This is a genomic window from Plantactinospora mayteni, from assembly GCF_016862935.1.
Lineage (GTDB): Bacteria > Actinomycetota > Actinomycetes > Mycobacteriales > Micromonosporaceae > Plantactinospora > Plantactinospora mayteni.
Genome location: NZ_BONX01000023.1, coordinates 479,602 through 505,549, shown reverse-complemented (window position 1 = coordinate 505,549; position 25,948 = coordinate 479,602). Strand labels below are relative to the sequence as shown.

The window sequence follows — 25,948 nt, the reverse complement described above, 5'->3', positions numbered from 1 at the left end:
GGAAGTGCCCGCGAGGCAGAGGCCGACAGGAGGCACCGTGAAGTACGCAGTGCTGATCTACCAGAACGAGAAGGAGTGGGCGGAGGCGTCCGAGGAGCAGCGCCGCGCCGCGTACGCCGCGCACGGGCGGTTCACCCGGTTGCTCCAGGAGCGCAACGCCGACCGGGGCGGCGAGGAACTGGCGCTCTCCGACACGGCTCGGACGGTACGGCTGCGCGGCGACGACGCGGTCGTCACCGACGGCCCGTACGCCGAGACGGCCGAGCAGCTCGGCGGCTTCTACCTCGTCGACACCGCCGACCTGGACGAGGCACTGGAGTTCGCCCGTGAGCTGGCCCGGATGGGCGACGTGATCGAGGTACGGCCGGTGGCCGCGCCCCCGGGAGGAGTGCACTGACCGGTCCCGGCGCCGTCGAGCTGGCGTACCGGGAGCACTGGGCGCGGCTCCTGGCGATGCTCGTACGGGAGCTGCGCAGCTTCGAGCTGGCCGAGGATGCCCTACAGGACGCGTTCGCCGCGGCGGCCTCGCGGTGGCCGGAGGACGGCATCCCGGACCAGCCGGCCGGCTGGCTGCGGGCGGTCGCCCGACGGCGGGCCCTGGACTTCCGGCGCCGGGAGGCGACCCGGGCGCGCTACCTGCCGCTGCTGGCCGTCGACGAGACGATCGGCGTGCCCGACCTCGACGACGCGGCGCCGATCGCCGACGACCGGCTCCAGCTCATCTTCACCTGCTGCCACCCGGCGGTGACGGTGGAGGCCCAGGTGGCGCTGACCCTGCGGTACGTCGCCGGGCTGACCACCGGCGAGATCGCCCGGCTGTTCCTGGTGCCGAAGACGACGATGGCGGCCCGGCTCACCCGGGCCAAGAAGAAGATCGCGGAGGCCGGCATCCCGTTCCGGGTACCGGACGAGGCGGAGCTGCCGTCCCGGATCAGCAGTGTGCTGGCCACCATCTACCTGATCTTCACCGAGGGATACCGGGCCACCGCCGGTACCGAGCTGATCCGCGAGGACCTGGCTGCCGAGGCGATCCGGCTGGGCCGCCTGCTGCACGAACTGATCCGGCCCGAGCCCGAGGTGGCCGCCCTGCTCGCCCTCATGGTGCTGCAACACGCCCGGCGGCACACCCGGGTCGTCGACGGCCGGCTGGTGCGGCTCGCCGACCAGGTCCGGTCGCGCTGGCGGTGGGACGAGATCGCCGAAGGACTGGAAGTGCTCGACCGGCACCGGCCGGACGGCCAGCCCGGCCGCTACCGGTTGCAGGCCCTCATCGCCGCCGCGCACGCCGTCGCGCTGCACCCGGACCAGACCGCCTGGCCGGCCATCGCCGAACTGTACGAGGACCTGGAGCGGCTCACCGGCTCCCCGGTGGTACGCCTCAACCGGGCGGTGGCGGTGGCGGAGACGGCCGGTCCGGAGGACGCGCTGGCGCTACTGGACGGCCTCGACCAGCACCTGCCGCTCAACCATCAACTGCACGCCACCCGGGCGGAGCTGCTCCGCTGGATGGGGCGCAACGCGGCTGCCCTGCCCGAGTACGACCGGGCGATCGAGCTGGCCGGCACCGAGGTCGAGCGGAACTTCCTCCTGGCGCGTCGACGCGAGGTGGAGTTGGACGCCGACGCGCCGCACGTCTGACCGCCCGTCAGCCGCCGGGTGTGTGACCGCCCGTCAGCCGCCGGACGTCTGCCCGCTATTCCCGGCCCGGCCCGGCCGGCCTCGCGGCCAGCACTCCCGCGGTGTACGCCAGCGCCTCGGCGTGCAGGGTCAGCGGCTCGGGGTCCAGGTGTGCCACCACGTCGCAGGCCCGCCCGTGACAGGGGTCGTACGGCGCTCCGGCCCGCCCCCCGAACATCCGCTGCTCCCGACGGGTCTTGATCCCCTCGGCACCGCCGAACAGCCCGCCGACCGGTACGCCGAATACCGCGAACGGATGGCTGTCGAACCGGCCTGACAGCGCGACCTCGACGGCGCCGTGGCCGTTCCGGGACAGGTACCCCCGCAGCAGCCGCTCGATCCGCGCCGAGTCGGCCACCGCCGCCCCGCCGCGCCCGTGCCGCCCGGCCAGCTCCGGCCGGTGACCGCTGCCGTCGAGTACTCCGCTGACGTGGTTCGGCGAGGCCAGCGAGTCGGCGTTCAGGTACGCGGCGATCCGGTCGACCTCCGCCGGCGGCAGCGTGTACGCGTAGTGCGTGGCGCCCGAGGCGTACCCGGCGTGGCTGCTCCACCAGGCGAACCGGACGGCGTGGGGTGGTCGCAGGTCGGCCAGCCGCACCGCCAGCTCCAGCAGTACGGCGCTGCCGCTGCCGCTGCTGTTCAGCCCGGGGCTGCCGGCGGGGGTGTCGAGATGGGTGCCGAGCATGACCACCTCGTCCGGGTCCCCGGTGCCGGTCTGGGCGACAACGTTGCTGGTCGGCCGCGTCTCGGTGACCGCGTCGGTGCGCAGCCCCACCACGGGCCGCCGCTCGGCGAGCCGGGCGCCGAGCGCGTAACCCGCGCTGAACACCGGGATCGGCACACCGGGTCCGCTCAGGCTGCCGAGCAGCGGACCCAGCCGGTCCGGCTGTCCCTCGTTGAACGCGATCATCCCGACCGCGCCGGCCGCGGCGGCGTTGAGCGCCTTGACCCGGTAGTTGCAGGTGCCCCGCTGCACGAGGGCGATCCGGCCGGCCGGGAAGCCGGTGAAGTCCTCGGCCTCACACCCGCTGGTGGACGTGTTCGGCACCGGCCCGGGCGGCAGCGTCAGGTCGACCGGGTGCACCGGCGCGGCCAGGTCGGCCGCTGGCGAGTGGTGCATCACCGAGAAGTCCCGGCCCGGCTCCGGCCACGGGGTGCCGACCGGCCGGAGCGCCGGCCGGGAGGAGTAGACCGGGAAGTCGTACGTCTGCACGGTCACCTGGTAACCGGCGTCGGTCAGGATCCGCGCCACGTAACTCGCCGAGGCGTCGTGCCCTGCGGTGCCGGCCGCCCGATCACCCCCGTGGGCGTCGGAGATCTCCTGCAACTGCCGGGCGTACCGCAGCAGCCCACCGGTCGTGACGGCGCGTTCCCAGCCGAGGGCCAGTCCGGGGTCGCCTCCGGCAGCATCGGCCCGGGCCGGTGGGCTCGCCAGCCCCGGTACCAGCAGCAGAGCGATTCCCGCCGCCAGCACCAGGCGGCTGCGCGGACGTGACGGCATGCTTCCTTCCCCTCCGAGCCGGTCGTGACGGTGGCGGCGATTCTGGTCTGTCGGGTCTGATCTGCCGAGACGGTTGCCGCACCCACCATCGCGCTGCCCGGACCGGGGACGCTATGGATATCTTGCGGGGCCGGTCGACCGGCTGTCCGCGCCGGTGCGGGCCGCCGTGGAATTTTCGGCTATCCCGGAAGAATCCTCGGTCCGTCGCAAACGGAATGAAGACCGTCGCCAGCAGGCGCAATTATGACTGCCACCAACAGGGCTGACAACGCAACATTGGCCAAGTCGCCAGGTGGGCGGGTGGGTCAGATTTGAGGCATCCGGAATTGTCCGGCCCGAAGGAAGGGAACACCATGAACAGTAGGACCGCGATCGAAAGGTTGACCGAGTACGACACCGTACTCGAGCTGAACTACGCGGAGTCCGAGGTGGGTCTGCGCACGATGGACGGGCGTACCGAGCGGATCCTGATGAAGACCGCCTGCCCGACCGAGTTCATCGTCCACGAGCCGACCGTGGCCGAGAACGGCGACCTCACCATGAACCTGGAGATCATCCGCTTCGAGCTGGTCGGAGTCAGCGCCGACCTGTGGCCGGGCGCGGAGGTCAAGGTTCTGGGCGGCGCCCTGAGCGCCCCCGACGCCCGCCCGATCCTGGGCACCGTGCAGGTGCCGGCCGGCCGGCGCCTCTCCGACGGCGTGCCGAGCGAGCAGATCCTGTTCCTGACGGTGGTGACGCCCGAGGTCACGCTGCACAACAACACCCCGGTCCGGATGACCGGCACCCTGTACCGGATTCCGCCGATCGGTTCCCGGTTCGAGTCGCAGTGCGACGTGCCGCTGTACGACCAGCGCGGGGAACGCCACCTTGAGCTCTGGGCCTGCGCGAACGAGGCCTGAGCCCGAAGCGGTGGGGACGGGCGCCCGTCCCCACCTTTCGCCAACCGCAAGGAGCCGCCGTTGTTCGACTTCCTCGTCGTCGGCGGGAGGGTCGCCGGCTCGTCCACGGCCATCCTGCTGGCACAGCACGGATATCGCGTCGCCCTGGTGGACCGCGACCGACATCCGAGTCCCACCCTGTCCACACACGTCTTCGGCGACTGGGAGGCATTCGCCGCGCTCGATGTGCTCGACGATCCCCGGCTGGCGTCCGCGCCGGCCATTCGGCGTTTCCGCACCGACATCGAGGGGTGCGTGACCGAGGCCGACATGACGGCCACGCCGTACGCCCGGGCGCTGCGCCGGGAGGTACTGGACCAGCTGCTGATCGAACGGGCCCGGTCCTTCGACACCGTCTCGTGGTGGGGCGACACCCGGGTGACCGACCTGCGGTGGCAGGACGGCGGAGTGACCGGGACCGTGCTGACCTCCGACGGCCGGCAGGTGAGCCTGCCGGCCCGTTACGTGGTGGGGGCGGACGGGCGCAACTCGTACGTCGCCCGCGCGGTGGACGCCGAAACCTACCTCACCCGGCCCCGGACGCGCTGCGCGTACTACGCGTACTTCAGCGGCGTCGTCCCGGCCGGGCTGCCCACCCTGGAGTACTACTGGCACGGCATCGACGTGGTGATCGTGGCGCCCTGCGACGGCGAACTGCACTGCGTCTGCGTCATGCCGCCGGAGAGCGAGTTCGCCGGCTGGCGGCAGGAGCACCGGGAACGTTTCGACGGCCTGCTCTCCGCGATCCCGACCCTGGCACCCCGGCTGGCCGGGGCCACCCAGGTGGGGCCGGTACGCGGCACCGCCAACCTGGAGAGCTACCTGCGGGTCCCGGGCGGGCCGGGCTGGGCCCTCGTGGGAGACGCCGGTGCGGCCGTGCACCCGTGCATCGGGGCCGGCATCGACCACGCCGTCGTCTCGGCCGGCCTCTTCGCCGCCGCGGCGCACCGGCACCTCGGGGCGGGACAGCCGTGGTCGGCGGTGATGGCCGACTACCGGTCGGCGCGCGACGCGCGGATCCGGCCCACCCTGGAGGCCGCGATACGGCTGGCACGGCGGCCCCCGGTCCCGCCGGAGAACATTCCCTGGCTCCGGTTCCTGCTCGGCACGCCGGGCATGAGCCACGACGTCGGCCATCGGGTCGTCGACGTGATCCGGGACATCGCCGGGGAGGAGGCGGTCGGCCGGCTCGCCGCGCTCGTCGGTCAGGACGTACCCGCCGCCGGGCCGCCACCGTCGGCCAACGGCTCGGCGCCCGACGGCTCGGCGCCCGACGGCTCGGCGGCCGGCGGTCAGGTCGCCGTCGGCAACGGACGGACGGCGAGGGGCGACGCCCTCGCCGTACCAGCAGCGTTACCGGGTTCGAGCCCGGGGCGATCACAGGGGGAGGTTTGATGGCCACGACCGGGTACCGGGCGGGACAGCCGAGGTCGGCGTTGACCCGGCGGGTGGTGCTGGCCCTGGTCAGCCAGGAGCCGGCGCGGTTCGAGCCGCTGCTCGACAGTTTCACCCTGGCGGACAGGTGGCAACGGGAGCGGGTCCGGACCGTGCTGCACTCCTTTCTCCGGGGTTATCACGCGGCGGCCCGGGCGCGCGAGTTCGACGACATCCACGCCGACCTCGCCGGCCTCGACCGGTACTACCGGCCGTTCGGCTACGAGGGTGCGGCGATGGGTTTCGGGCCGTGGGCGTACCTGCGCCGCCGGAGCTACCGCGACTTCGAGGAGGTGATGGCGGCTGTCTCCCCGCACATCGTCTACCAGAACTACGTCGGGCTGGGCTGGTGGCTCGCGATCCGGAACCGGATCCGGCCGTCCCGGACGGAACGGATCGTCGAGGGGCTGGATCCGCACTACCGGCTGCTCCCGTACGAGGGGTGGGGGTTCCGGGCCGGCTTCCTCAACACCGGTCGGCCGGCGGTGACCCGGGCATTCCACCGGTTCGGGGAGGACGCCATGCACGTCTGCCACCAGGGGTACGGGCGAAGCCTCTGGTTCGTCTGCATGGGCGACCTCGGTCGGGCCCGGACGCTGGTCGAGTCGCTGCCACCCGGCGTACGCGGGGACTGCTACAGCGGTATCGGCCTGGGTTTCGCCTACAGCTGGCTGGACCGGGCCGGACGGGTGGCGGGGGTGCTGGCGCAGATCCCGCCGACCTACCGTTCGGACTTCCTCCAGGGCGCCGCGTTCGGTTGGGAAGCGCGCCAGTTGGCCGACCGCCCGATGTTCGACGAGTTGGTCGGCCCGCTGGACCCGGCGCTGCGCGGGCAGATCGAGGATTCGCTCACCGCCGTCGCGGACGCACGTCGGGAACTGGACGCCCGAGGCGAGCACCGACGCTTCTACCAGGCATGGCGCGAGGAGACCCGGGCGCGGTTGCCGGCCCGGATCGGCGACCCGCCCCGATGATGCCGGGCCGGGCTCCGGCAGCCGCACGACCGCGAACGACACCGGTGACACCCGAGGGAGGCAATTCGATGAGTACTCCACAGGCCACCGTCAAGATGACCGGAGGTCGGCTCGTTACCGACCTGAACACCCGCTACCACCGTCCGGCACTGTTGTTCTTTCTCTTCATCGTCGTGGCGCACTGGGCCGAGCACCTCGTCCAGGCGGTGCAGATCTGGGGTCTCGGCTGGGCCACCCCCGACGCCCGTGGCGTGCTCGGCATGCCGTTCCCCTGGCTGGTACGGGAGGAGTGGCTGCACTACGGCTACGCCCTCGTCATGCTGGCCGGCCTGCTGCTGCTCCGTCCCGGATTCGTCGGCGAGGCCCGGACGTGGTGGAATGCCGCCCTGCTGATCCAGGCGTGGCACCACCTGGAGCACTTCCTGCTGCTGGTGCAGGCGATGACCGGCAGCAACCTGTTCAACCGTCCGGTGCCGACCAGCGTCATCCAGCTCGTGGTGCCCCGGGTGGAGTTGCACCTGCTCTACAACGCGATCGTCTTCCTGCCGATGATCGTCGCCATGTACCTGCACCGGCGGCCCCGGCGCGAGGACCTGTCCCGGGTCACCTGCTACTGTGCGCCACTGACCAGCGGCGCCAAGGGTTCCTGATGCGACACGTCGGCCGACGCGGGTGCGCCGGACTGGTCCTGCTGGGCACCCTCGGCCTGGTCGCGGTCTTCGGTGGCTCGGCCCCGGACGCGGGCGCCGACACCGCGTCGGCACACGACCACTCGGCCGCGCCCGACCCGCTCACCGTCGCGGTACTGCTGGCCAACGTCGTGGTGATCGGCATTCTGGCCGTGCTGTCCCGGCGTACGCCGCCGGGGGTACGCGAACCGGCCCGGCCGAGCGGCCGGTGGGCGTACCGGGAGCGCCCTGGCGCCGAGGCGGAGGGCGTCGCGACCGGGCCACCGGCGGTGCGGCGCGGCCGGGCCGGTGACCCGGAGATCTGAAGAGTTCCCCTCCTCGCCGGGTCGCCGCTGTCCGGAAATCCGCCGGACAGCGGCGACCCGGTCGACGATGACGCCATCGACATCCGCTCAGCGGGATCTCCCGCCGTCGAAGGGAAGTCATGGTGAGAAGAAGATGGACAGCCGTCGCCTTCGCCGCCGCCGTTGTCGGCGCGATGGTCGCCGTGCCGGGGAGCAGCCCGGCGGTGGCCGCACCGGCGTCGTCGCCCGTGCACACGGCAGCCACGGCCGCCACGGCAGTCGACGCCAAGGTCGACGGGGTCTTCCAGCCTGACGAGCGGACCCCGGTCACCGACACCACCAGCTTCCCGGCCAGCGCTACCGTGCTGCTCACCTTCACCGGTGGACAGTGCACCGGTTTCATGATCAGCGAGCGTACGGTGGCGACCGCCGGGCACTGTGTGCACACCGGGGCGGGAGGCCAGTGGCGTACCAACCTGGTGGCCTATCCGGGCTACGACGGGGGCAGGGCACCGTACGGGTCGTGCCGGGCACGCGCCGCTTTCGCCTCCAGCGCATGGACCAGAGGCTCGGACCCGGGCCAGGACTACGGTGCGATCCAGCTCGACTGCACGATCGGGAACGCCACCGGCTGGTACCCGATCGGCTGGACGAACGAGTCCGTGACCGGTGCCTGCACGGTCAGCCAGGGATATTTGGCCGACCGGCAGTCGACCCAGTGGCGCAGTCAGGACTACATCCGCGCGGAGACCGCCACCACGCTGTACCACCAGCACGACACGAGCACTGGGCAGGACGGCAGCCCGCTCTACCTGACCGACCCGGACGACTGGTGCCCGACCCGGCCGAAGCCGATTCCGCCGCCGGACCCGGACCCGAATCCGTGGACGGTGTTCGGGATCCACACCTCCGGCCCGTCCGGCGGTGGGCCCGGCGCGGTCAACAACATCGCGACCCGGATCACCCAGCTCGGCTACCGGGACCTGATGTCCTGGCGATGACACCCCGACATGGCGACGGTGGGCGGCACCGGGTGTGCTCAGGACGGTGGACCGTCCGGGGCGTACCCGGCGTCCGCCCGGACCGGGGCTTCGACCTCGGTGTGCAGCCGGCCGCGTACCTGTTCGGCGTCCGGGTGACCGAGCCGGTCGAGGATGTCGAGGGCGTGCCGCCAGGCCGTCCGGGCCGGCTCGACGGCGCCGGTGGTGTGCTGGGTGTCGCCGAGGTGGGTCAGGGTGGTGGCCTCGTGGTAGCGCTCGCCGGCCTCCCGCCACAGCGCGAGCGCGTGTTCGTAGCAGTCGACTGCCTGCCCGTGGTCCCCGAGGTGGTGGTGCGCGGTACCGAGACTGTCCCAGGTGTGCGCCTGCCAGTACCGGTTGCCGACCCGCTGCTGTTCGACCAGCGCCTGCTGGCAGTAGCCGAGCGCCCGCCGGTGGTCGCCGAGCTGGATGTGGTACCAGCCGATGTTGTTGAGCGCGTTGGCCCGGCCGGCCGCGTGGCCGACGGCGTCGAACAGGTCGAAGGCCCGCCGCGCGTGGTGCAGAGCCTGCGGGTAGCGACCCCGGCGTTCGGCCAGGATGCCGAGGTTGAGTTGGGTACGGGCACTGCCGACCCGGTCGCCGAGCCCACCGTAGAGGTCGAGGGACTGCCGCAGGTGGTGCTGGGCCTCGTCGAACTCGCCCAGCCGCAGGCAGGCGATGGCCCGGTTGCGGTGGGCGCGGGCCTGGCCGTTCCGGTCGCCGACCCGGGCGGCGGCGAGCAGCGCCAGGTGTTGTGCGGCGGACTGGTCCTGCCAGGCTCCCAGCCGGTCGAGATAGGTGTTCATGGTCCAGGCGAGCTGCCAGGCGTGCACGTCGAAGCCGGTGGCGACGGCCTGGGCGACCACGGCGAGCAACACCCGGTGCTCGGTGGTGAGCCAGGTCCACGCCTCGGTGTCGTCGGCCAGGCCCGGCAGCACCGCGTCGGGATCTGCCGGGGGCAGACTGATGTCGTCCCGGTGGCGGTGCACCAGCAGGTCCGCGGCGTGTGCGGTGTGCAGGTAGTGGTCGAAGAGCCGGCCCAGCGCGGCGCGGCGCTCCGGGTCGGCGTCGGCCGTGCCGACCTGCTCGGCGGCGTAGGCCCGGAGCAGGTCGTGCAGGGCGTACCGGCCGGGGACGTGTTCGGTGACCAGGTTCGCCCGGGCCAGCGTCGCCAGCGACCGCCGGACCTCCGGCCCGGGCAGACCGGCGAGACTCGCCGCCGCCGGCACCGACAGGTCCGGTCCCGGGTGCAGTCCGAGCAGCCGGAACAGCCGCGTGCTGGCCGGATCCAGGTTCTGGAGGGACCAGGAGAAGACGGTCCGGATGTCGGTGCCGGCCTCGGCGCTGGCGAACCCGTCCAGGCTGGCCCGGGTGTCGCCGAGTTCGTCGGCGAGCCGGGCCAGCCGGAAGTCCGGGTGGGTGGCCGCGCGGGCGGCGACGATGGCGAGCGCCAGCGGCAGCCCGGCCGCGGCGGCGACGATCCGGTCGGTCGCCTCAGGTTCCCGGGCGACCCGGTCCGGACCGAGCCGCCGGCCGAGCAACTCGCGCGCTTCCGGCCCGGGTAACGGGTCCAGGACCAGCGGGTACGCGCCCATCTCGGCGACCAGGTCCGGCATCTGGTTGCGGCTGGTCACCACCACCAGGCAGCCCGGCGACCCGGGCAGCAGCGGGCGTACCTGGTCGGCGTCGTGGGCGTTGTCCAGCAGCACCAGCATCCGCCTGCCGGCGAGCAGGCTGCGGTAGAGCCCGGCCCGGGCGGCCAGCCCCACCGGGATCCGCTCCGCCGGCACGGCCAGGGCTTCCAGGAAGTCGCGCAACGCCTCCTCCGGGCTGGTCACCGGCCCGGTGGGGTCGAAGCCGCGCAGGTTGACGTAGACCTGCCCGTCGGGAAACCGGTCGGCCACCTGGTGCGCCCAGCAGACCGCGAGGGCGGTCTTGCCGATCCCGGCCGTTCCGCCGATGGCCGAGATCAGCACCGCGTCCGGGGCACCGGTCGACTCGGCCAGCAGTTCGGTCAGGGCGGCGACCTCCGCCGCCCGCCCCGCGAAGTGCCGCACCGCGGCCGGCAACTGCCGGGGCACCACCGACAGGTCGGAAGGCACCCCCGCCGGAGCAGGCCCGGCCGGCTCACTGGACGCCGCCGGCCCGGCCGGCTTCGACCGGTCGGCGGGCGCGAGGCGGGCGGCGTGGCGACCGATCTCGGTGTACGCCGCGGCGCTGAGCCGGTCGTCCGCCCGGGCGCTGTCCACGGCTCGCAACAACCGCCAGTGCGCGGCATCCCACCGGCTCAGGTCGGTCAGTTCCGCCGGGATCCGCGCACCCACCTGCTCGGCGTACGCCAGACAGGTCTGCACGTACGCGAGGACGAACTCCCAGTCCGGCAGCGACTTGGCGTTCAGCTTGTCGCTGAGTGTGGTGCGGGCGAGCGGCTTGCCCAACCGGGCGGCGACCGCGACCAGGCTGTTCAGTGACGGCGCACCGGCGAGTTGTCGTAGCCGCTTGAGTTCGGCGACGAACCGGAGCAGCGCCCCCCGACCGGTCTCCCGCATTCCGCACCTTCTCCCGGCGTACGGCACCTTCGCTCGGCGTCCGGGCACCCCGACCGGGCGTCGAGGAAGGTGGACCCAGGATAGTCCGGGCCGCCAATTCCATCGATCACCGTCGTACCAGGCCGGTCTGGTAGGCGATGACGACCAGTTGGGTACGGTCCCGGGCGTGCAGTTTGGTCATGGCACGCTGGACGTGGGTCCGGACGGTCAGCGGGCTGACCACGAGCCGCTCGGCGATCTCGGCGTTCGACCTGCCCTCGGCGGCCAGCACCAGCACCTCGCGCTCCCGTGCGGTGAGCACCGCCAGTCGGGCGACGGATCCGGCCGGCGGGTCCGGCTCGGCGGTGCCCAGGAACCGGCTGATCAGGGCTCGGGTCGCCGTGGGCGACAGCAGCGCCTCGCCGGCCGCGACGGTGCGGATCCCGTCGAGCAGCCCGTCGGCGGAGACGTCCTTGCCGAGGAACCCGCTGGCACCCGCGCGCAGCGCCCCGGCGACGTACTCCTCGGTCTCGAAGGTGGTGAGCACGAGCACCCGGGTGGCGGCGAGGGTCGGATCGGCGCAGATGGCGGCGGTGGCGGCGAGGCCGTCGACCCGGGGCATCCGGATGTCCATCAGGACGACGCTGGGCTGATGGGCGCGGGCCAGTGCCACCGCCTCCGCGCCGTCGGCGGCCTCGCCCACCACCTCCAGGTCGGGGTTGGCCTCGATCAGCAACCGGAAGGTCGCCCGGAGCAGCGCCTGGTCGTCGGCGAGCAGTACCCGGACGGTCCCGGGTCGGTCCTCGGCGGCGGTCACGGCCGGATCGGCAGTTCGGTGGCGACGGTGAACCCGCCCGAGGCGTGCGGTCCGGCCCGGAACCGGCCGCCCGCCGAGTGGGCGCGTTCGCGCATGCCGACGAGGCCGAAGCCCTCGCCCGGCGACCCGGCGGTGGACGCGGTGGGTGGCGCATCGTTGCTGACGGTGATGGTCAGCCGGTCCATGCCGTAGGCCAGCCGTACCGAGGCGGTGTCGGTGCCGGCGTGTCTGGTCACGTTGGTCAGGGCCTCCTGCACGATCCGGTACGCGGTCAGGTCGACGCCCGGGGAGAGTTGCCGCGCCTCGCCGTCGACGGTCACCTCGACCTCCAGCCCGGCGGAGGCGAACGCGGCGGTGAGTTCGGAGAGTTGCCCGAGCCCGGGAGCGGGTTCCAGCGGGGAGTTCGGGTCGTCGGGCTGCCGCAGCAGGCCGACCGTGGCCTTCAGCTCGCGTAGCGCGGCGGAGGTGGTGCCGGTCAGCTCGGCGAGGATCCGGGGGACCTGGTCGGAGCGGTCCCGGGCCAGGTAGGCGGCCGTACCGGCCTGGGCGTTGGCCAGGGCCAGGTGGTGGGCGACGACGTCGTGCAGCTCGCGGGCGATGCGTACCCGCTCCTCCGCGACGCGGTGCCGGGCCTCCTCCTCGCGGCTCCGCTCGGCGTACTCGGCGCGGGCCGTGACGGCTGCCAGGTTGTCGCGCCGGAGCCGGGTGGCCTCGGCCAGCGCGATCGGCAGCAGCAGGAAGAGCAGCGGGTTGAGGACGGTCAGCATCCAGGGGTAGCCGTAGTCGTCGCCGACGAGTGCCGGCACCACGACCGCGACGGTGGTCCCGAGGTAGTACCGCCGGGAGGTCCTGCCGGGAACCCGTACGGCCAACTCGTGCAGCGCGAGCATCAGCGGGGCGAGCAGTACCGGGGTGACCAGGTAGCCGAACCCGCCGGCGATCCCGGCACAGGCTGCCGTGACCACCACCACGGTACGCGGACGGCTGCGCCGCCACAGCAACGCCACCGCGCCGAGTACGGCCAGCGGCAGGGCGGACTGCCAGCTCAGGTTGTCGGTGTGGGAGAGGCCGCTGTTCAGCACGAAGGGGCCGGCGGCGGCGCAGATCATCAGGGCCACCAGGGCCACGTCGACGAGCCGGGGGTGCTCCCTGGCGTACTGGCTGATCGTCATGGCAGGCTCCGGCCGACGTGGTGGGTTCTATGGTCGATGATGCACCGCAGTGAGTCGCCCGGGTCTGCGCAGCTCAGCCGGCCGGTGACTCGCGGCCGGCGACCGGCACCGGGTCGACGGCCGAGGCACCCTCGATGGTGTGCCGGCGGCGGAGGGCCTCGCCTTCCAGGTCGAGGCGCGGCAGTAGCCGGTCCAGCCAGCGCGGCAGTGCCCAGGCCCGCTCGCCGAGCAGTGCGAGCAGGGCGGGCACCAGGGCCATCCGGACGACGAAGGCGTCCAGGAGTACGGCGGTGGCCAGGCTGAACCCGATCATCTTGATCATGGACAGGTCGGCGCCGACGAACCCGGCGAAGACGGCGACCATGATCAGCGCGGCGGCCACCACCACCCGGGCGCTGTGCCGGAAACCGGTGACCACGGCCTGGCGGGCGGGTTCCCCGCGCATGTGCGCCTCCCGCATCCGGGAGACCAGGAACACCTCGTAATCCATGGCCAGGCCGAAGATGATCCCCACCAGCATGATCGGCATCATGCTGATGATCGGCCCGGCCTGTTCGAGGCCGATCAGGTCGGCACCCCAGCCCCACTGGAAGACCGCGACCACCGCGCCGATCGAGGCGAGTACGGAGAGCAGGAAGCCGAAGACGGCCTTCAGCGGTACGAGCAGGGAGCGGAAGATCACCAGCAGCAGCAGGAAGGCCAGGCCGAGCACGATCGCCAGGTACGGGACCAGCGCCCCCGGCACCGTCCGGGCGATGTCGATCTCCACCGCCGTGGTACCGGTGACCAGGAACGTCGCGCCGGTTCCGGTCACGGTGCCGGGCCGGGCGTCGCGGATGCGCTGGATCAGGTCCCCGGTCCGTTCACTGGTCGGTGCGCTGGACGGGATCGCGGTGAACAGCGCGGTGTCGCCGGCCGGGTTGAGCTGTGCCGGGGAGACCGTCACCACGCCGGGGGTGGCGGCGATCGTGGCGCCGATGCGCTGTGCCGCCGCCTGCGGATCGGCCGCACCCCGGGCGTCCACCACGATGACCAGCGGACCGTTGACGCCCGGCCCGAAACCGGCGGCGAGCGCGTCGTAGGCCCGGCGTTCGGTGGTCGCGGTGGACCTCGTCTCGTCGCCGGGCATGCCCAGTCGCAGGTCCAGCACTGGAACGGCCAGCAGCACCAGGCCGGCGACCGAGCCGAGCAGCACGGCCACGGGGCGGCGCAGGACGAGCCGCGCCCATCGGGTACCGGCGTTGTCGGTCGTACCCGCCGAACCGGGTGCCCGGCCCCGGCGGACCCGCCGGGCGAGTACGGCGTCCGGGCAGAAGCCCAGCAGCGCGGGGACCAGGGTCACCGCGATCAGCACGGCGACGATCACCGCCCCGGCAGCGGTCAGCCCCATCCTGGCCGCCGTCGGTATCCCGACCGCGGCCAGCCCTGCCAGCGCGATGACCACGGTGAGCCCGGCGACCACCACCGCCGACCCGGCGGTGCCGACGGCCAGGCCGGCGGCCTCCCCGGACGGGTGCCCGCCGGCTCGCTCCTCCCGGTAGCGGGAAACCACGAAGAGGGCGTAGTCGATGCCGACCGCGAGCCCGAGCATGGCGGCCAGGGTGGTGCTGGTGGTGGAGAGCCCGAAGAACCCGCCGACGGTGAAGATCGCCAGCATGCTGACGCCCACCCCGAGCAGCGCGGTCAGCAGCGGCAGTCCCGCCGCCACCAGCGAGCCGAAGGTGACCAGCAGGACCAGCGCGGCGAGCCCGATCCCGACCAGTTCGCTCACTCCGCCGACCTGTGGCGGGCTGGCCAGCACCGGCCCGCCGACCTCCACCGTCAAGCCCGCCGTCCGGACCCGGTCGACCGCCTCCCGCAACTGCTGCCGGCTGGCGTCGGTGAGGTCGTCCGCCGGCGCCGTGTAGGTGACCATCGCGTACGCGGTGGACCCGTCCGCACTCACCGCCCCGACCTGGAACGGGCCCACGGCGGCGACGACCTGGGCGCCCTGGGACGCCTCGGTGACCAGCCGGTCGATCGTCGCGCGGTTGTCGGCGTCGGTCACCTTCTCGCCGGGCGCGGCGACGAAGACGACCCGGGCGCTCGCCCGCTCGGCGTTGCCGGGGAAGCGCTGCCGGATCAGCTCGAACGCGTCGCTCGCCTCGATCCCCGGGATCGTCCCGGAGTCCTCCGGCAGTTCCGCCGCGGTGCTGGCCGCGAAGCCGACGCCGGCCAGCACGGCCAGCCAGACCAGCAGGACAGACCAGCGTCGGCGGAAGGCCAGCCGGCCCAGTCGGTAGAGAAACATAGCCACGGGACAGGTGCCTCCGGATCGGGATCGGTTGCCCCTCAGACTCGGCCCCGGACACCGTCCCGTCGTCGTGCCGCTGCGGACACCTCGAGTACTGAGATCGCAGTACTCCGGCTCCTCGGTCTGGCAAGCTGTACCCAGGGACCGCAAACACCCGCGCCGCCCGGCAGCAGGTCTGGGTACGGATACTCAGCGCCGGACCGGCACCACGACTCAGGCATCCGGCACCGTCCCCGCCGACACTGCTGTGATGACCGAGACGTTGCGCCGGTATCCCGCTCCGTCCACATTCACGTCACCAGGTCTGACCCTCCGCGAGCGCTGGTGCCGGGCCCGCCTGTCGTTCGCCGGGCGGCTCCGGACAGCCGTGCTCCGGCTGGCCCTCCGGCATCCGGCCGGCTGGCGGTGGCTGGCCGGCCGGCACCACCCGGTCTTCGACCGGCTCGCGGCGGCGCACGCGCGGGCGGTCTGTGCGCTCGCCGCACTGGACGTCCCGGCGTACCGGGCCTTCCTGCGGGCCCGACCGGCCGGTGTGGACGGACAGGTCCGGCGCCGGCTCGACGAGTTCCCGGAGACCGACAAGGAGAACTACGTCGTACCGCACGACGCCGCCCGGCGCTGCTGGGGTGGCCGGCTGCCGGCCCGGGGTGTGGTGGTCGACGAGTCGGCCGGCTCGTCGGGCCGGCCGTTCAACTGGCCGCGCGGCGAGCGGGAACTGCGCGCGGTGCACCATGACATCGCCGGCTACACCAGCCTGGTCTTCCCGATGCGCCGACCCTTCGTCGTGAACGCCTACTCGATGGGCGCCTGGGCGACCGGGACCACCACCGGGACCGCGATGGCCCGGATCGCGGTGGTGAAGAACACCGGTCCCGACCTCGGCAAGATCATCGACACGTTCCGTGAGTTCGGCCCGGACTTCGACTACCTGGTGACCGCGTACCCGCCGTTCCTGAAGCACCTGCGGGACCGGCTCGACGCCGAGGGCTTCGACTGGGCCCGCTACCGGATCTCCGCCAGTTGCGGCGGGGAGGGGATGACCGAGGCGCTGCGGAGCTATCTGGAGGAGCGGTTCCGCCGGGTACGGTCGGCGTACGGGGCGTCGGACCTGACCATCGGGATCGGTGCGGAGACCGCGTTCACGGTCTGGCTACGGCGTCGACTGTGGACGGATCCCGGGTTCCGGGCGGCGCTGCTCGGCGAGCGGGAGCAGCGGCTGCCGATGGTGTTCCAGTACAACCCGCTCGCCACCTATCTGGAGACCAACGAGCGGCGCGAACTGCTCTGCACGGTGACCAGCCTGGACGTGCTCCAGCCCCGGCTGCGCTACAACGTCGGCGACGAGGCGGTGCTGCTGCCGTACCGGAAGATCCTCGACCTGGTCCGCGCCGACCCGGGCCGGCGGGCCGAGTGGCACGCGGCGGTGGCCGGCGAGCGGATGACCCTGCCGTTGCTGCTGCTCTTCGGCCGGCGCGACTCGACGGTCTCCTACCTCGGCGCCAACCTCTACCCCCAGGACGTCGAGTACGGCCTCTACGCCGGCAACCCGTACGCGGCCGAGATCAGCCGGTTCCGGCTGGCCCTGGCCGAGGACACGGGACTGGAGACCCGGCCGGTGGTGCACCTGGAACTGCGCCGCCCGCTGGCCGGACCGGTCCGGGACGCCCTCGCCACGGCCTGCCGGGACGGGGTACGCCGGCACCTCGCCGCCGTCTCCCGGGACTTCGCGCAGTCGTTGACCGAGGACCCGACCGCCGGCGAGCTGCGGGTGGAACTGCACGAGGCGGGGACCGGCCCGTTCGCCGGCGAACAGAAGATCAAGAACGTCTACCTGCTGGGAGGTTGAGGCATGCGTACCCGGGATTTCTCCCAGGCTCCGGCGCAGGCCCGGGCCGGCGCGATGTTCATCGGCGCGACCCGCTACCGGAGCCCGCTGGCGATCCTGCGGCTCTGGCCGGTCTGGCTCCGGATGCTCCGCGACCTTCGGCGGATGTCCGGATACCGCTGGCATACCGTCTACTGGGAGTTCCCGTTCACCCTCGGCACCATCGCGTTCTTCGCCGACCGGGACGCGATGCTGCGGTTCGCCCGCTCCCGACACCACCGGAGGCTGATGATGTGGGTCACCGACGGCACCCGGAACGCGACCGCCGGCTACATCCGGCTCTACACCGCCGAACCGGACGGCTACTCTAACGGGGCGTGGCGGGCCGAGTCCACCGAGATGGCGCACATCCCGACCTTCACCCCGCTGGGCACGGAGTCGACCGGGCCGGCGGTGCGGCGATGACCACCGCCGCGACGACCAGGCTGGAACGCGTCGTCGACCGGCGCGGCCTGCGGGACTTCCTCGCCGTCACCGACCGGGTGTACGCGGACGAGCCGCGCTTCGTGCCCCCGGTCCGCGCCCAGGTGCGGCGCTGGTGGCGCGCGGGCGTGCCGATGTACCTGCTCCGGGATGCCGCTACCGGGGTAGCGGTGGGCCGGACCACGCTGCACACCGACGCCGCCCTCGACACCAAACTCGGCCGGCGGTGCCAGCTCTTCGGGCTGACCGAGTTCACCGAGGCGGCGGCGGAGCCGCTCTTCGAGGCGATCACCGCCGCCGGCCGGGCCGCCGGCGACCGGGAGACGCTCTTCGGGCCGGTGGCGTTGCTGCCCAACGAGTCCGGCGGGGTCATCACCTCCGGGTACGCCGACCGGGGTTTCGTCGACAGCGCCTACAACCCGCCGAGGTACGTGACCGCCTACGAGTCGTACGGCTTCGTCCGGCGGTTCGAGTCGGACACCTGGATCTGCCCGGTGACGCCTGATCCGCTCGGCTCCGAACCGGTCGGCTCCGATCGGGCCGGCTCCGAACCGGGCGGCTCCCTACCGCTCGTCGACGATCCGGAGTTGCGGGTGCACCGGGGCGACCTGCGGCGGCTGGACGAGCAACTGCACATGGTGCGCGACCTGCTGAACGCCTCCTTTGCCCAGCTCGGCTACTACACCGAGATCTCGTTCGACGAGCTGCGCGAGCAGACCGACGGGCTGGCGTACCTGCTGGACGAGTCGTTGCTGCTCTATCTGACCCGGGCGGACCGGCCGGTGGCCTTCGTACTCTGCATCCCGGACATCAGCGAGTTCGTGATCCGGGTACGGGGCAACCTCAACCTGGTCAACCAGCTCCGGCTGCTGGCGACCCGACGGCGCTACCGGCGGGAGGCGGTGCTGATCGTCAAGGGCGTACTGCCGGACTGCCAGGGGCGCGGCTACCAGCGGCTGCTCTCGGCGCAGCTTCGCCGCAACCTGCACGCCGGGGGATACCGGACGCTGCGCAGCACGTACGTCGGGCGGGACAATCCGGCCTCGGCCGCGCAGTTCCGGGGGATGGGCGGCCGGCCGCTGCACGGGTACACCTTCTACGAGAAGGCGTTGTAGGTGGACGTCGCGGCGTTCCGGGCGCTGGAGCCGCTCTGCTGGCGGGCGCCGAGCGCGCACAACACCCAGCCGTGGCGGCTCGACCACCGGACGGCGGAGATCCGGGTGGGCTGGGACCCGTCCGACGCGCTGCCGGCGGCCGACCCGTCCGGGCGGGACCTGTGGCTGTCGCTCGGCGCGTTCGTCGAGACCTGCCTGGTCGTCGCGGCCGACGCCGGGCTGCGGGTCGGGTTCGTACCGGACCACTGTGCCGAGGAGCGTCGGGTGGGCTGGCTGCGGGCAGCCGGGAGCCGTTACGACAGCCCGTTCGGGGCGGCGGAGGTGCGCGGGCGGCGTACCCACCGGGGGCGGTTCACGGCGGGCCCGCCGGCCGAGGTCGTGGCGGCCGTCGACGCGCTCGCCCGGGAGGTCGGCGGAGCGGTCCGGGTGGTACCGGACGCCGACCTGCTGGCCCGACTGCTCCGGCTCGCCGACCGGCACCTGTACGCCGATCCAGCGGTGGTCGGCGAACTGCGGTACTGGCTGCGGCTCCACCCGGGGCACCCGGACTACCACGCCGACGGGCTCACCGACCGCTGCCTGCGGCTGTCCCGGGCCGAGGCGACCGGACTGCGCGCGGCACTGGCGGCGTACCCGATGCTGCGCCGGCTGGGGCTGCCCCGGCTGCTCGGCACGGCCGCCGGCAACCCGCTCGCGCTCGGCGGTGCCGTGCTGGTCCTCGTCGGACCCTCCGAACTGGACGATACTGGCATGGTCGGGCTGGGGCGGGTGCTGATGCGGGTCTGGCTGACCCTGCACGCGGCCGGGGTGGCGGCGCATCCGCTGAGCCAGCTCGTCGACGCGCCCACCACCCGCGACGCGCTGGGCGTGGTGCTGGGCGTGCCGGCCGAGCGGCTGCTGCACGTCGCCCGGGTCGGTCGGCCGGCCGGTACGGCGCCGCCCTCGGCACGCCGGATCGGCGGCATCGCGCACGCCGGCCACTGAGCCTTTTTCAACCTGAACCGCGCGGCGCATGCGCCCCGACTTCCACCTGCGGCCAACGGCGGACCGCAAGGGGAGGTTGAAAAAGGTTCACTGAGCGCGCGACCGGTGCCTTGTCCACCTCCCCGTGCGGTCTCCGGCGGAGCCGCGACGTCGGACGGGGTGCCAGAGCGCCACCCGGTTCAGGTGGAGAAGGTCCAGTGGTGATCAAGGGCGTCCGGCCTATCGGGAAGCCGGGCCGATCTCGACCACCCGGGCCCAGTCCGGCGGCGTGTCCGGTACGTAGTCGGGATCGTCCTCGGACCAGGACCGGGCCGCCGTCGGTCGGGGGAACAGCCCCACCACCGTCCGGCAGGCCGGCCGGGCGGCCGGCCAGGGGGTCTGGCCGTCGGTCAGTACCACCACGACGTCCGGAGCGGGCCGGGCCCGCAGCACCTTCGCGAAGCCGGTACGCAGGTCCGTCCCACCGCCGCCGACCAGCGGAATCCCCTCGGCCCGGCACAGCCGGTGCACGGTCCGGGCCGCCGCGTCACACGACAGTACGCTGACGAGGTCACGCCGGCCGCCCACCGCACGACCGATCGCGGCGACCTCCAGCAGCGCGCTGCCCAGTTCGGCGTCGCTCACCGAACCGGAGGTGTCGATCACCACCGAGACCCGGGGCGGTCTGCGGCGCAGGCTCGGCAGGATCACCCCGGGCAGGCTGGCGGAGCGTCGTGCCGGCCGGCCGTAGCTGTAGTCGTCGCCCGCGCCGGGCCCGTCGGCCGCCGAGCGGATGGCCGCGCCGAGCAGGTTCCGCCACGGCTGCGGCGGATGGAACGCCTCCTCCGCCCACCGCTGCCACCCCCTCGGTGCGGTACCCGGCCGGGCGGCGATGCCCTGGGCGACCCGGAACCGGACGGCGTCCCGCTCCTGCTCGGTGAGCCCGTGCGCGCCGTCCGGCCCCAGGTCCCACTCCCGGTCCAGCCCGTCTGCACCACTGCCGCAGTCCAGCCAGACGAAGTCCTGGAGGTACGGCCCGAGCCGGAACTGCCGCAGGTAGTCCTCCATCAGCTCGCCCGGGGAGAGGCCCAGCGACCCCGGTTCGACGGCGCCGTCGGGTCGGGCCAGCCCGTCCCCGTACACGTCGTCGTTGATCTCGCAGTCCGCCGCGATGTTCATCCGCAGCCGTTCCCCCGGCCCGACCAGGCCACGCCGTACGGCGACCCGGTCACCCCGGCCGTGGTGGTCGCGGAGCAGGTGGGAGACCTCGTGCACCCACACTCCGGCCAACTCCTCCACCGGGGTCCGGTCCACGAACGCGGGCGAGACGTAACACCGCCAGTGCCGGTCCACGGCCATCGTCGGTACCCGGCGCGACTCCACGACGTGCAGCGCGAAGAGCGCCGTCGCCAGGTAGGGCCGGACCCGGGCGGCGTGCAGCCGGGCGGTGAAGAGCTTCTCGGTGTCGAGGGCACCGGCCTGCCCGGCCGGGTCGGAGACCGGGGTCACCGGCCCGGCCGGCAGCGGACTGGGGCGGGTCATCGGCCGCTCCCGGCGGTGGCGGCGACCCGGGTGGCGACGCCGTCCGCCCGCCGGGTCAGCGAGACCACCCCGGCGAGCCGGTCGATCGACTCCGGCAGGTCCCAGTCGGGTTGGCGGAGCGCGGCGAGCGTGCTCGCGGGTACCACCACCAGGTCCGGGGCGCCGGTCTCCAGCGCCCGGACCAGCAGTTTCCAGGCCGCGTCCCAGCGGGACCGGTCGGGGAGCTTCCGGACCGCCTCGACCACTCCGTCGAGTACGGCCTGTCGCAGGTCACCCCGCTCGGGCAGGTCGGCCCGGGCAGGGTCGGCGAGCAGCAGCTCGGGGTCCGGCAGGTCCAGCCGGTCCAGGCTGGCCAGCAACTCCAGCCCCGGGCCGTCGCCGACGGTGCCCCGGACCAGCATCGACAACACCTCCCGGGAGGTGTCGGCCGCGGTGCCGAAGGCGACCAGCCGCAGCGTCATGTCCCAACTGCGTGGTGACGGCCACGGGCCGCCCCGGCGGGCCTCGTTGTCGGGCAGCCGGTGTACGAGGCCGGGGCGGGCGGTCAGGAACTCGCACACCGCGCGCCGGGCGAACGCCACCGCCTCGGGCAGCCGCTCCGGGTCGAGCCGGGGCAGCGCGGCCCGGGGCCAGGTCCCGCCGAGCCCCCGGACCACGACCTGGTGGTCGTACGTCCACTGTAGATGCACGAAGCGGTTGGCCAGCGGTGGGCTCAGTTCCCAGCCGTCGGCGGCCGAGGAGCGTGGATTGGCGGCGGCGACGATCCGTACGCCGGGCGGGAGCCGCAGCGCCCCGACCCGCCGTTCCAGCACCACGCGGAGCAGTGCGGCCTGCACGGCTGGCGGTGCGGTGGAGAGTTCGTCCAGGAAGAGCAGTCCCCGGCCGGCCCGGACCAGGCGTACGGCCCAGTCCGGCGGGGCCATCGGCACGCCCTGGACCGCCGGATCGTCGCCGACCACGGGCAGGCCGGCGAAGTCGGACGGTTCGTGCACGCTGGCGATCACCGTGGTCAGCGGCAGGTCGAGGGCCGAGGCGAGCTGGTTCAGCACGGCCGTCTTGCCGATTCCCGGCTCACCCCAGAGCAGTACCGGCAGGTCGGCGGCGACGGCCAGGGTCAGCGCCTCCAACTGCGGGTCGGGCCGAGGCTCGGTGGCGGTGTCGCCGAGCAGGGCGAGCAGGTCGGCGGCGACGTCGAGCTGGCCGGCCCCCGCCAGCTCGGCCGGAGCGTTCCGGCACTCTCGCCGAGACGGCGTGCCCGGCAGTGCACCCGGAACGGCAGCCGGAGCAGGGGCGGGGGCCGAGGATGCGAAGCGGACGGGGGAGGCGATAGCGACGGCAGGGGAGGCGGTGGCGACGGCGGGCGAGGCGGCAGCGACGGCTGGGGAGGCAGGGGAGGCGGTGGCGACGGCGGGGGAGGGCGCGGACGGGACGGGGATACGCATGTGAGATCACCTTGGGTCGAGTCGAGGGCCGGGTGGGGCAGCAGCCCGGGCCAGGGAGTGGAGGAGGACGAGTCGCGCGGGTCAGCGGGCGGACGCGTGCCGCGGATGTGCCCGGGAGGTACCCGAGGGTCGGGCGACCCGCCGAGACAGCTCCCGGCGGTACCCGTCGAGCCCGCTGGCCGGGTGCGGTGCGGACGCGCCGAGCCCTGCCCGATACAGCCCGTGCGAGACCCGGCGGAGCGCTGCCGTCTCCAGTTCGTCCCACAGCGCGCCGCCGCGGAGCAGCGCGTCCGGTCCGAGGAGCCGTTCGACCGTGGCCACGGCACCGTCGGTGTCGCCGTGGTCCAGCCGGGCGCGGATGTCGCCGAGGTTCTCGGGCTGACGGTGTGCGCCGTCGATCGCCAGCAGACAGGGCAACGGGGTGCCGGTCAGCGCGGCCAGCAGTTCCTCGCGGCGGATCTCGGCGGGATCGTGGTCCAGCGCGACGAGTGTGCCGTCCAGTACGCCGATCCGGTGCCGGACGCCCCGGCACTCGACGTACCGCGGTCCGGGCCCGTCGGTCGGGTCCGGCCGGGTCTCGGCGACCGGCCGGTCCGGTACGAGCGCCGAGGCGACCAGCGGGTGCAACCCGTCGGCCCCGATCAGCCCGGCCCGGAGCAGCGCCAGGTCGGGCAGTATCCAGGTGGCCGCGTCCGGCAGTACCGGTAGCCCGGAGGGGTGGTCCCGCACCGGCGCCGCCCGGATCCGTAGCCCGACGGGGCCGCCTCCCGGATCCGGCACCAGATCCAGCAGCAGCCGGTGCCGGGAGCCGAGCCGGACGGTGGCGGTGTGGCCGCTGCTGCCGTCCGCGTCGAGCAGCAGTTCCGCCTCGGCGGCCCAGCGCTGCACCGCGCAGTCGAAGCCGTCCGGCACGGGCCACTGGCTGCTGGACACCGCCTGGCGGCGGCTGGCCGGCTGCTCGGGCCGTCCCGTGTCGAGCCGGCCGGCGCCGGGTTGCCGCTCCGCCCCGGACCGGACCCGCAACTCCCCGGCCTGGCGTACGTCCCAGAGGTGCCGGTGCAGGTCGAGCCGGAACCGTCGGTCCGGACGGGGGTGCGGATGTGGCCCGGCCGGTTCGGCCGGCCGTGCCGGATCCCACAGCGCGAGGCTGATCCGCTGCCCGGCGTCCGCCCAGGCCGGCGCGGTCCGGGCCACCAGGTGCGGGGTGCCGGCGTCCGTCCCGGGGTACCGGGCCAGCGAGATGGTCAGGCCCGGTCGCAGCAACCCGTCCGGAGCGACCCGGGGCAGGTGCCAGCGCAGCAGGTCAGGTGCGAGATGGCGGAGGTCGGCCCGGAGCCGGTCGGCCAGTTCGCGGCCATAGGTGCGCGCCACGGAACGCGGTCGCAGATCGATATCGACGCGTGCGGCGGCGCAGGCCCCGGCCCAGTCGCCGAGAGTACGGCGGGCGGTAGCCAACTCGATCATCGGGAGCGGCACGGCGAACTCGCGTACGCGCCGCCAGAAGGAGAGCCGGGAGTCTCTGTCCACAGTCGATGGGTGCATCAGCACTCACCTTGCGTGGACTGGACCCCCAATCTGCTGAATGAGGTATTCATCGCCGAGCAGCCTACCGCCTCCCGTCCCGGCGGGCCAGTCAGGTTGGAGCCGGACCTCCGCGACGGGCACAGCCTCACGCCGGTTCGGGGCCTGGCCGCAGTTTCGCGCGCGACACCGGTGCATCGTCGACCGGCCCCATGGCGAACACGACCAGGGCGGTCTGGCCATCGTGGGAGTCACTCTTGGCGGTGGGTTCCATGGCGACGACCAGCCAGCGCCCGTCCGGCGACCAGGCGAGATGTTCGAGCCGCGCCGTCAGTTGGCGTCCCATGATGATCTTCTTGTCGGCCATCCGCCATACGCAGAGCTCATACGGGCACTGCTCGCGCGCCCGGCCGGTAAGGTAGTGCAGCTTCCGGCTGTGGCTCCCGACCGCGAGATAGTTGCCGTCGGGGTTCGCGGCGAGCGCGAACAGCCGCTCCGGGGCGGGCAGCACGGTGTCGACGACCTCTCCGGTCGCCGGGTCGACGACGTAGAGGTTCTCCTGCGCCCCGAGGAACAGCCGGGACCCGTCCCCGGAGAAGCCCTCGCACTGGATCGGATCCCACTGCCCGGCATGGGCGACCTGGCGATGGGGCGAGTGCGCGGTGGGGAGCAGGTCGTAGCCGCCCTCGCCCGCGCCGTTCGGACCGATCCGGTAGGCACCGTCGTGGGAACGCCGGAGCCCGGCCTGGAAGGGAGCCTCGACCTCCGTCCGGGCGTCGACGTCGAAGGCCCACTGTGGCTGGACGCCGAATTCGTTGTCGTCGGGGAGGGTCTTGACGGTGACGATGTGCTCACCCGGCACCCACATCACCTGCGGCACGATCCACTCCTCACCCGCGGAGGTGTGCAGTAACTCGGTCCAGTCCGCGGTGTCGTGGACCCAGACCCGGTTCTGGTCGCTGCACGTGGCCAGGTATCTGCCGTCATCGGAGAAGGCCAGTGAGCTGATGTGGTCGTAGCTGAGGTCGCCGGTGGCGGTGCGGAACGGGTGTAACACCTGTGCGGGGTTGCTGAGGTCCGGAATGTGCGACGACTCCTCGGCCGTCCAGGTGTCGGCGTTGACCGGGAACCCCGTCGTCCCCCATGCGTCCCCCGCACGCAGCGGCTCCAGCCAACGCTGGTCGGTGACCCACACGTCGTACTCGAACTGGACCAGCAGGTCCTCGTCCTTCCAGCCACCGTCGTCCTCGTAGTAGAAGTCGTGCAGCCGCTCCCACTGCTCCTCGGTCGGCGGATGGTTGGCGGCGGCGACCCGCTCGACCCGGGACACGAACCGGCGTGCGTTGGCGTCGACCCATTCGAAGTCCAGCGCGTGGTCCATATCCACCAGTCGCGCCAGGGAGGCGGCCCGGGAATCCTCCGGCTGCTCGATCGCCTGCTGCCACAGCAGATGGAAGAAGAAGCCGACGTCGTCCGGCGCGGACTCGTGGCTCCGGTACGCCGTGTCGTAATAGACCACGAAGACCTTGAACCTGATCCGGAGTTCCTCCGGGTCGACGGAAAGCACCCGTACGCCGTACAGGTCGGTCGACATCGTCGTCTCCTCAAGGGGATCTATGGGGCAGAGCGCACCGAATACTGCCACAGGCCCCCGACGCTGCCCCGCCCGTGCGGCGTCGACCACCTCGCTGTCGTGTGTGGCCGGAGATGGCGTTACTGCACGGCCGATTG

General features: G+C 73.1%; 21 protein-coding genes. 12 read left to right on the top strand and 9 right to left on the bottom strand.

Annotation, left to right across the window (positions count from 1 at the left end):
* The first annotated feature begins 37 nt into the window (after positions 1-37).
* Both Pma05_RS18330 and Pma05_RS18325 read left to right on the top strand, forming a co-directional pair.
* Positions 38-397: a YciI family protein gene (locus tag Pma05_RS18330; protein WP_203858614.1), complete on the top strand. Its 360-nt coding sequence runs from the start codon at positions 38-40 to the stop codon at positions 395-397.
* On the top strand, positions 394-1,638 hold the full coding sequence (locus tag Pma05_RS18325; protein ID WP_275414710.1) for an RNA polymerase sigma factor: 1,245 nt from the start codon (positions 394-396) through the stop codon (positions 1,636-1,638). Before Pma05_RS18330 ends, Pma05_RS18325 begins: the two co-directional genes overlap by 4 nt.
* 55 nt (positions 1,639-1,693) lie before the next feature.
* Here the strand turns inward: Pma05_RS18325 and Pma05_RS18320 are convergent, their stop codons facing one another.
* Positions 1,694-3,178 carry a M28 family peptidase gene (locus tag Pma05_RS18320; RefSeq protein WP_203858612.1) on the bottom strand — a complete coding sequence of 495 codons (1,485 nt, stop codon included), beginning with the start codon at positions 3,176-3,178 and terminating at the stop codon, positions 1,694-1,696.
* Positions 3,179-3,531: 353 nt separating this feature from the next.
* Here Pma05_RS18320 and Pma05_RS18315 point away from each other — a divergent pair, with 353 nt between their 5' ends.
* From Pma05_RS18315 to Pma05_RS18290, 6 genes are all read left to right on the top strand, one after another.
* Positions 3,532-4,077 (top strand): hypothetical protein, encoded by a 546-nt coding sequence (locus Pma05_RS18315; protein WP_203858611.1) that lies wholly within the window; start codon positions 3,532-3,534, stop codon positions 4,075-4,077.
* A 60-nt stretch (positions 4,078-4,137) separates the two neighbouring features.
* Positions 4,138-5,511: an NAD(P)/FAD-dependent oxidoreductase gene (locus tag Pma05_RS18310; RefSeq protein ID WP_203858610.1), complete on the top strand. Its 1,374-nt coding sequence runs from the start codon at positions 4,138-4,140 to the stop codon at positions 5,509-5,511.
* A complete protein-coding gene (locus Pma05_RS18305) occupies positions 5,511-6,524 on the top strand; it encodes a DUF1702 family protein (protein ID WP_203858609.1) in 1,014 nt (337 codons plus the stop codon). The genes Pma05_RS18310 and Pma05_RS18305 overlap by 1 nt, the downstream gene beginning before the upstream one ends.
* Positions 6,525-6,592: 68 nt before the next feature.
* Complete coding sequence (locus tag Pma05_RS18300) at positions 6,593-7,174, top strand: hypothetical protein (RefSeq protein ID WP_203858608.1); 582 nt, start codon at positions 6,593-6,595, stop codon at positions 7,172-7,174.
* Positions 7,174-7,518, top strand: coding sequence for a hypothetical protein (locus tag Pma05_RS18295; protein WP_203858607.1), 345 nt, complete (start codon positions 7,174-7,176; stop codon positions 7,516-7,518). The genes Pma05_RS18300 and Pma05_RS18295 overlap by 1 nt, the downstream gene beginning before the upstream one ends.
* A 119-nt stretch (positions 7,519-7,637) precedes the next feature.
* Positions 7,638-8,498: a trypsin-like serine peptidase gene (locus Pma05_RS18290; protein WP_203858606.1), complete on the top strand. Its 861-nt coding sequence runs from the start codon at positions 7,638-7,640 to the stop codon at positions 8,496-8,498.
* Positions 8,499-8,536: 38 nt separating this feature from the next.
* Here Pma05_RS18290 and Pma05_RS18285 read toward each other — a convergent pair whose 3' ends face one another.
* From Pma05_RS18285 to Pma05_RS18270, 4 genes are all read right to left on the bottom strand, one after another.
* Entirely contained in the window at positions 8,537-11,065 is a 2,529-nt protein-coding gene (locus tag Pma05_RS18285) for an ATP-binding protein (protein WP_203858605.1), read from the bottom strand.
* A gap of 106 nt (positions 11,066-11,171) precedes the next feature.
* Entirely contained in the window at positions 11,172-11,861 is a 690-nt protein-coding gene (locus Pma05_RS18280) for a response regulator transcription factor (protein ID WP_203858604.1), read from the bottom strand.
* Positions 11,858-13,033, bottom strand: a complete 1,176-nt coding sequence (locus tag Pma05_RS18275; protein ID WP_203858603.1) for a sensor histidine kinase — start codon at positions 13,031-13,033, stop codon at positions 11,858-11,860. Before Pma05_RS18275 ends, Pma05_RS18280 begins: the two co-directional genes overlap by 4 nt.
* Positions 13,034-13,106: 73 nt before the next feature.
* Positions 13,107-15,323, bottom strand: a complete 2,217-nt coding sequence (locus Pma05_RS18270; RefSeq protein WP_239312599.1) for an MMPL family transporter — start codon at positions 15,321-15,323, stop codon at positions 13,107-13,109.
* A 253-nt stretch (positions 15,324-15,576) separates the two neighbouring features.
* Here Pma05_RS18270 and Pma05_RS18265 point away from each other — a divergent pair, with 253 nt between their 5' ends.
* The 4 genes from Pma05_RS18265 to Pma05_RS18250 are packed head-to-tail and all read left to right on the top strand — an operon-like array spanning position 15,577 to position 19,733.
* Entirely contained in the window at positions 15,577-17,172 is a 1,596-nt protein-coding gene (locus tag Pma05_RS18265) for a phenylacetate--CoA ligase family protein (protein WP_239312546.1), read from the top strand.
* Between the two features lie 3 nt (positions 17,173-17,175).
* Positions 17,176-17,616: a DUF4188 domain-containing protein gene (locus Pma05_RS18260; RefSeq protein WP_203858601.1), complete on the top strand. Its 441-nt coding sequence runs from the start codon at positions 17,176-17,178 to the stop codon at positions 17,614-17,616.
* Positions 17,613-18,749: a GNAT family N-acetyltransferase gene (locus Pma05_RS18255; protein WP_203858600.1), complete on the top strand. Its 1,137-nt coding sequence runs from the start codon at positions 17,613-17,615 to the stop codon at positions 18,747-18,749. Before Pma05_RS18260 ends, Pma05_RS18255 begins: the two co-directional genes overlap by 4 nt.
* Positions 18,750-19,733 carry a nitroreductase family protein gene (locus Pma05_RS18250; RefSeq protein ID WP_203858599.1) on the top strand — a complete coding sequence of 328 codons (984 nt, stop codon included), beginning with the start codon at positions 18,750-18,752 and terminating at the stop codon, positions 19,731-19,733.
* 219 nt (positions 19,734-19,952) lie between these two features.
* On the opposite strand, the gene Pma05_RS18245 is transcribed toward Pma05_RS18250, so the two are convergent.
* From Pma05_RS18245 to Pma05_RS18230, 4 genes are all read right to left on the bottom strand, one after another.
* Entirely contained in the window at positions 19,953-21,254 is a 1,302-nt protein-coding gene (locus Pma05_RS18245; protein WP_203858598.1) for a vWA domain-containing protein, read from the bottom strand.
* Positions 21,251-22,696, bottom strand: coding sequence for an AAA family ATPase (locus Pma05_RS18240; protein ID WP_275414705.1), 1,446 nt, complete (start codon positions 22,694-22,696; stop codon positions 21,251-21,253). The genes Pma05_RS18245 and Pma05_RS18240 overlap by 4 nt, the downstream gene beginning before the upstream one ends.
* A gap of 81 nt (positions 22,697-22,777) precedes the next feature.
* Positions 22,778-24,238, bottom strand: coding sequence for a hypothetical protein (locus Pma05_RS18235; RefSeq protein WP_203858597.1), 1,461 nt, complete (start codon positions 24,236-24,238; stop codon positions 22,778-22,780).
* Positions 24,239-24,365: 127 nt separating this feature from the next.
* The gene (locus Pma05_RS18230) at positions 24,366-25,811 is read right to left on the bottom strand and encodes a WD40 repeat domain-containing protein (protein ID WP_203858596.1); all 1,446 of its coding nucleotides are present in this window, start codon (positions 25,809-25,811) and stop codon (positions 24,366-24,368) included.
* Positions 25,812-25,948: the final 137 nt, after the last annotated feature.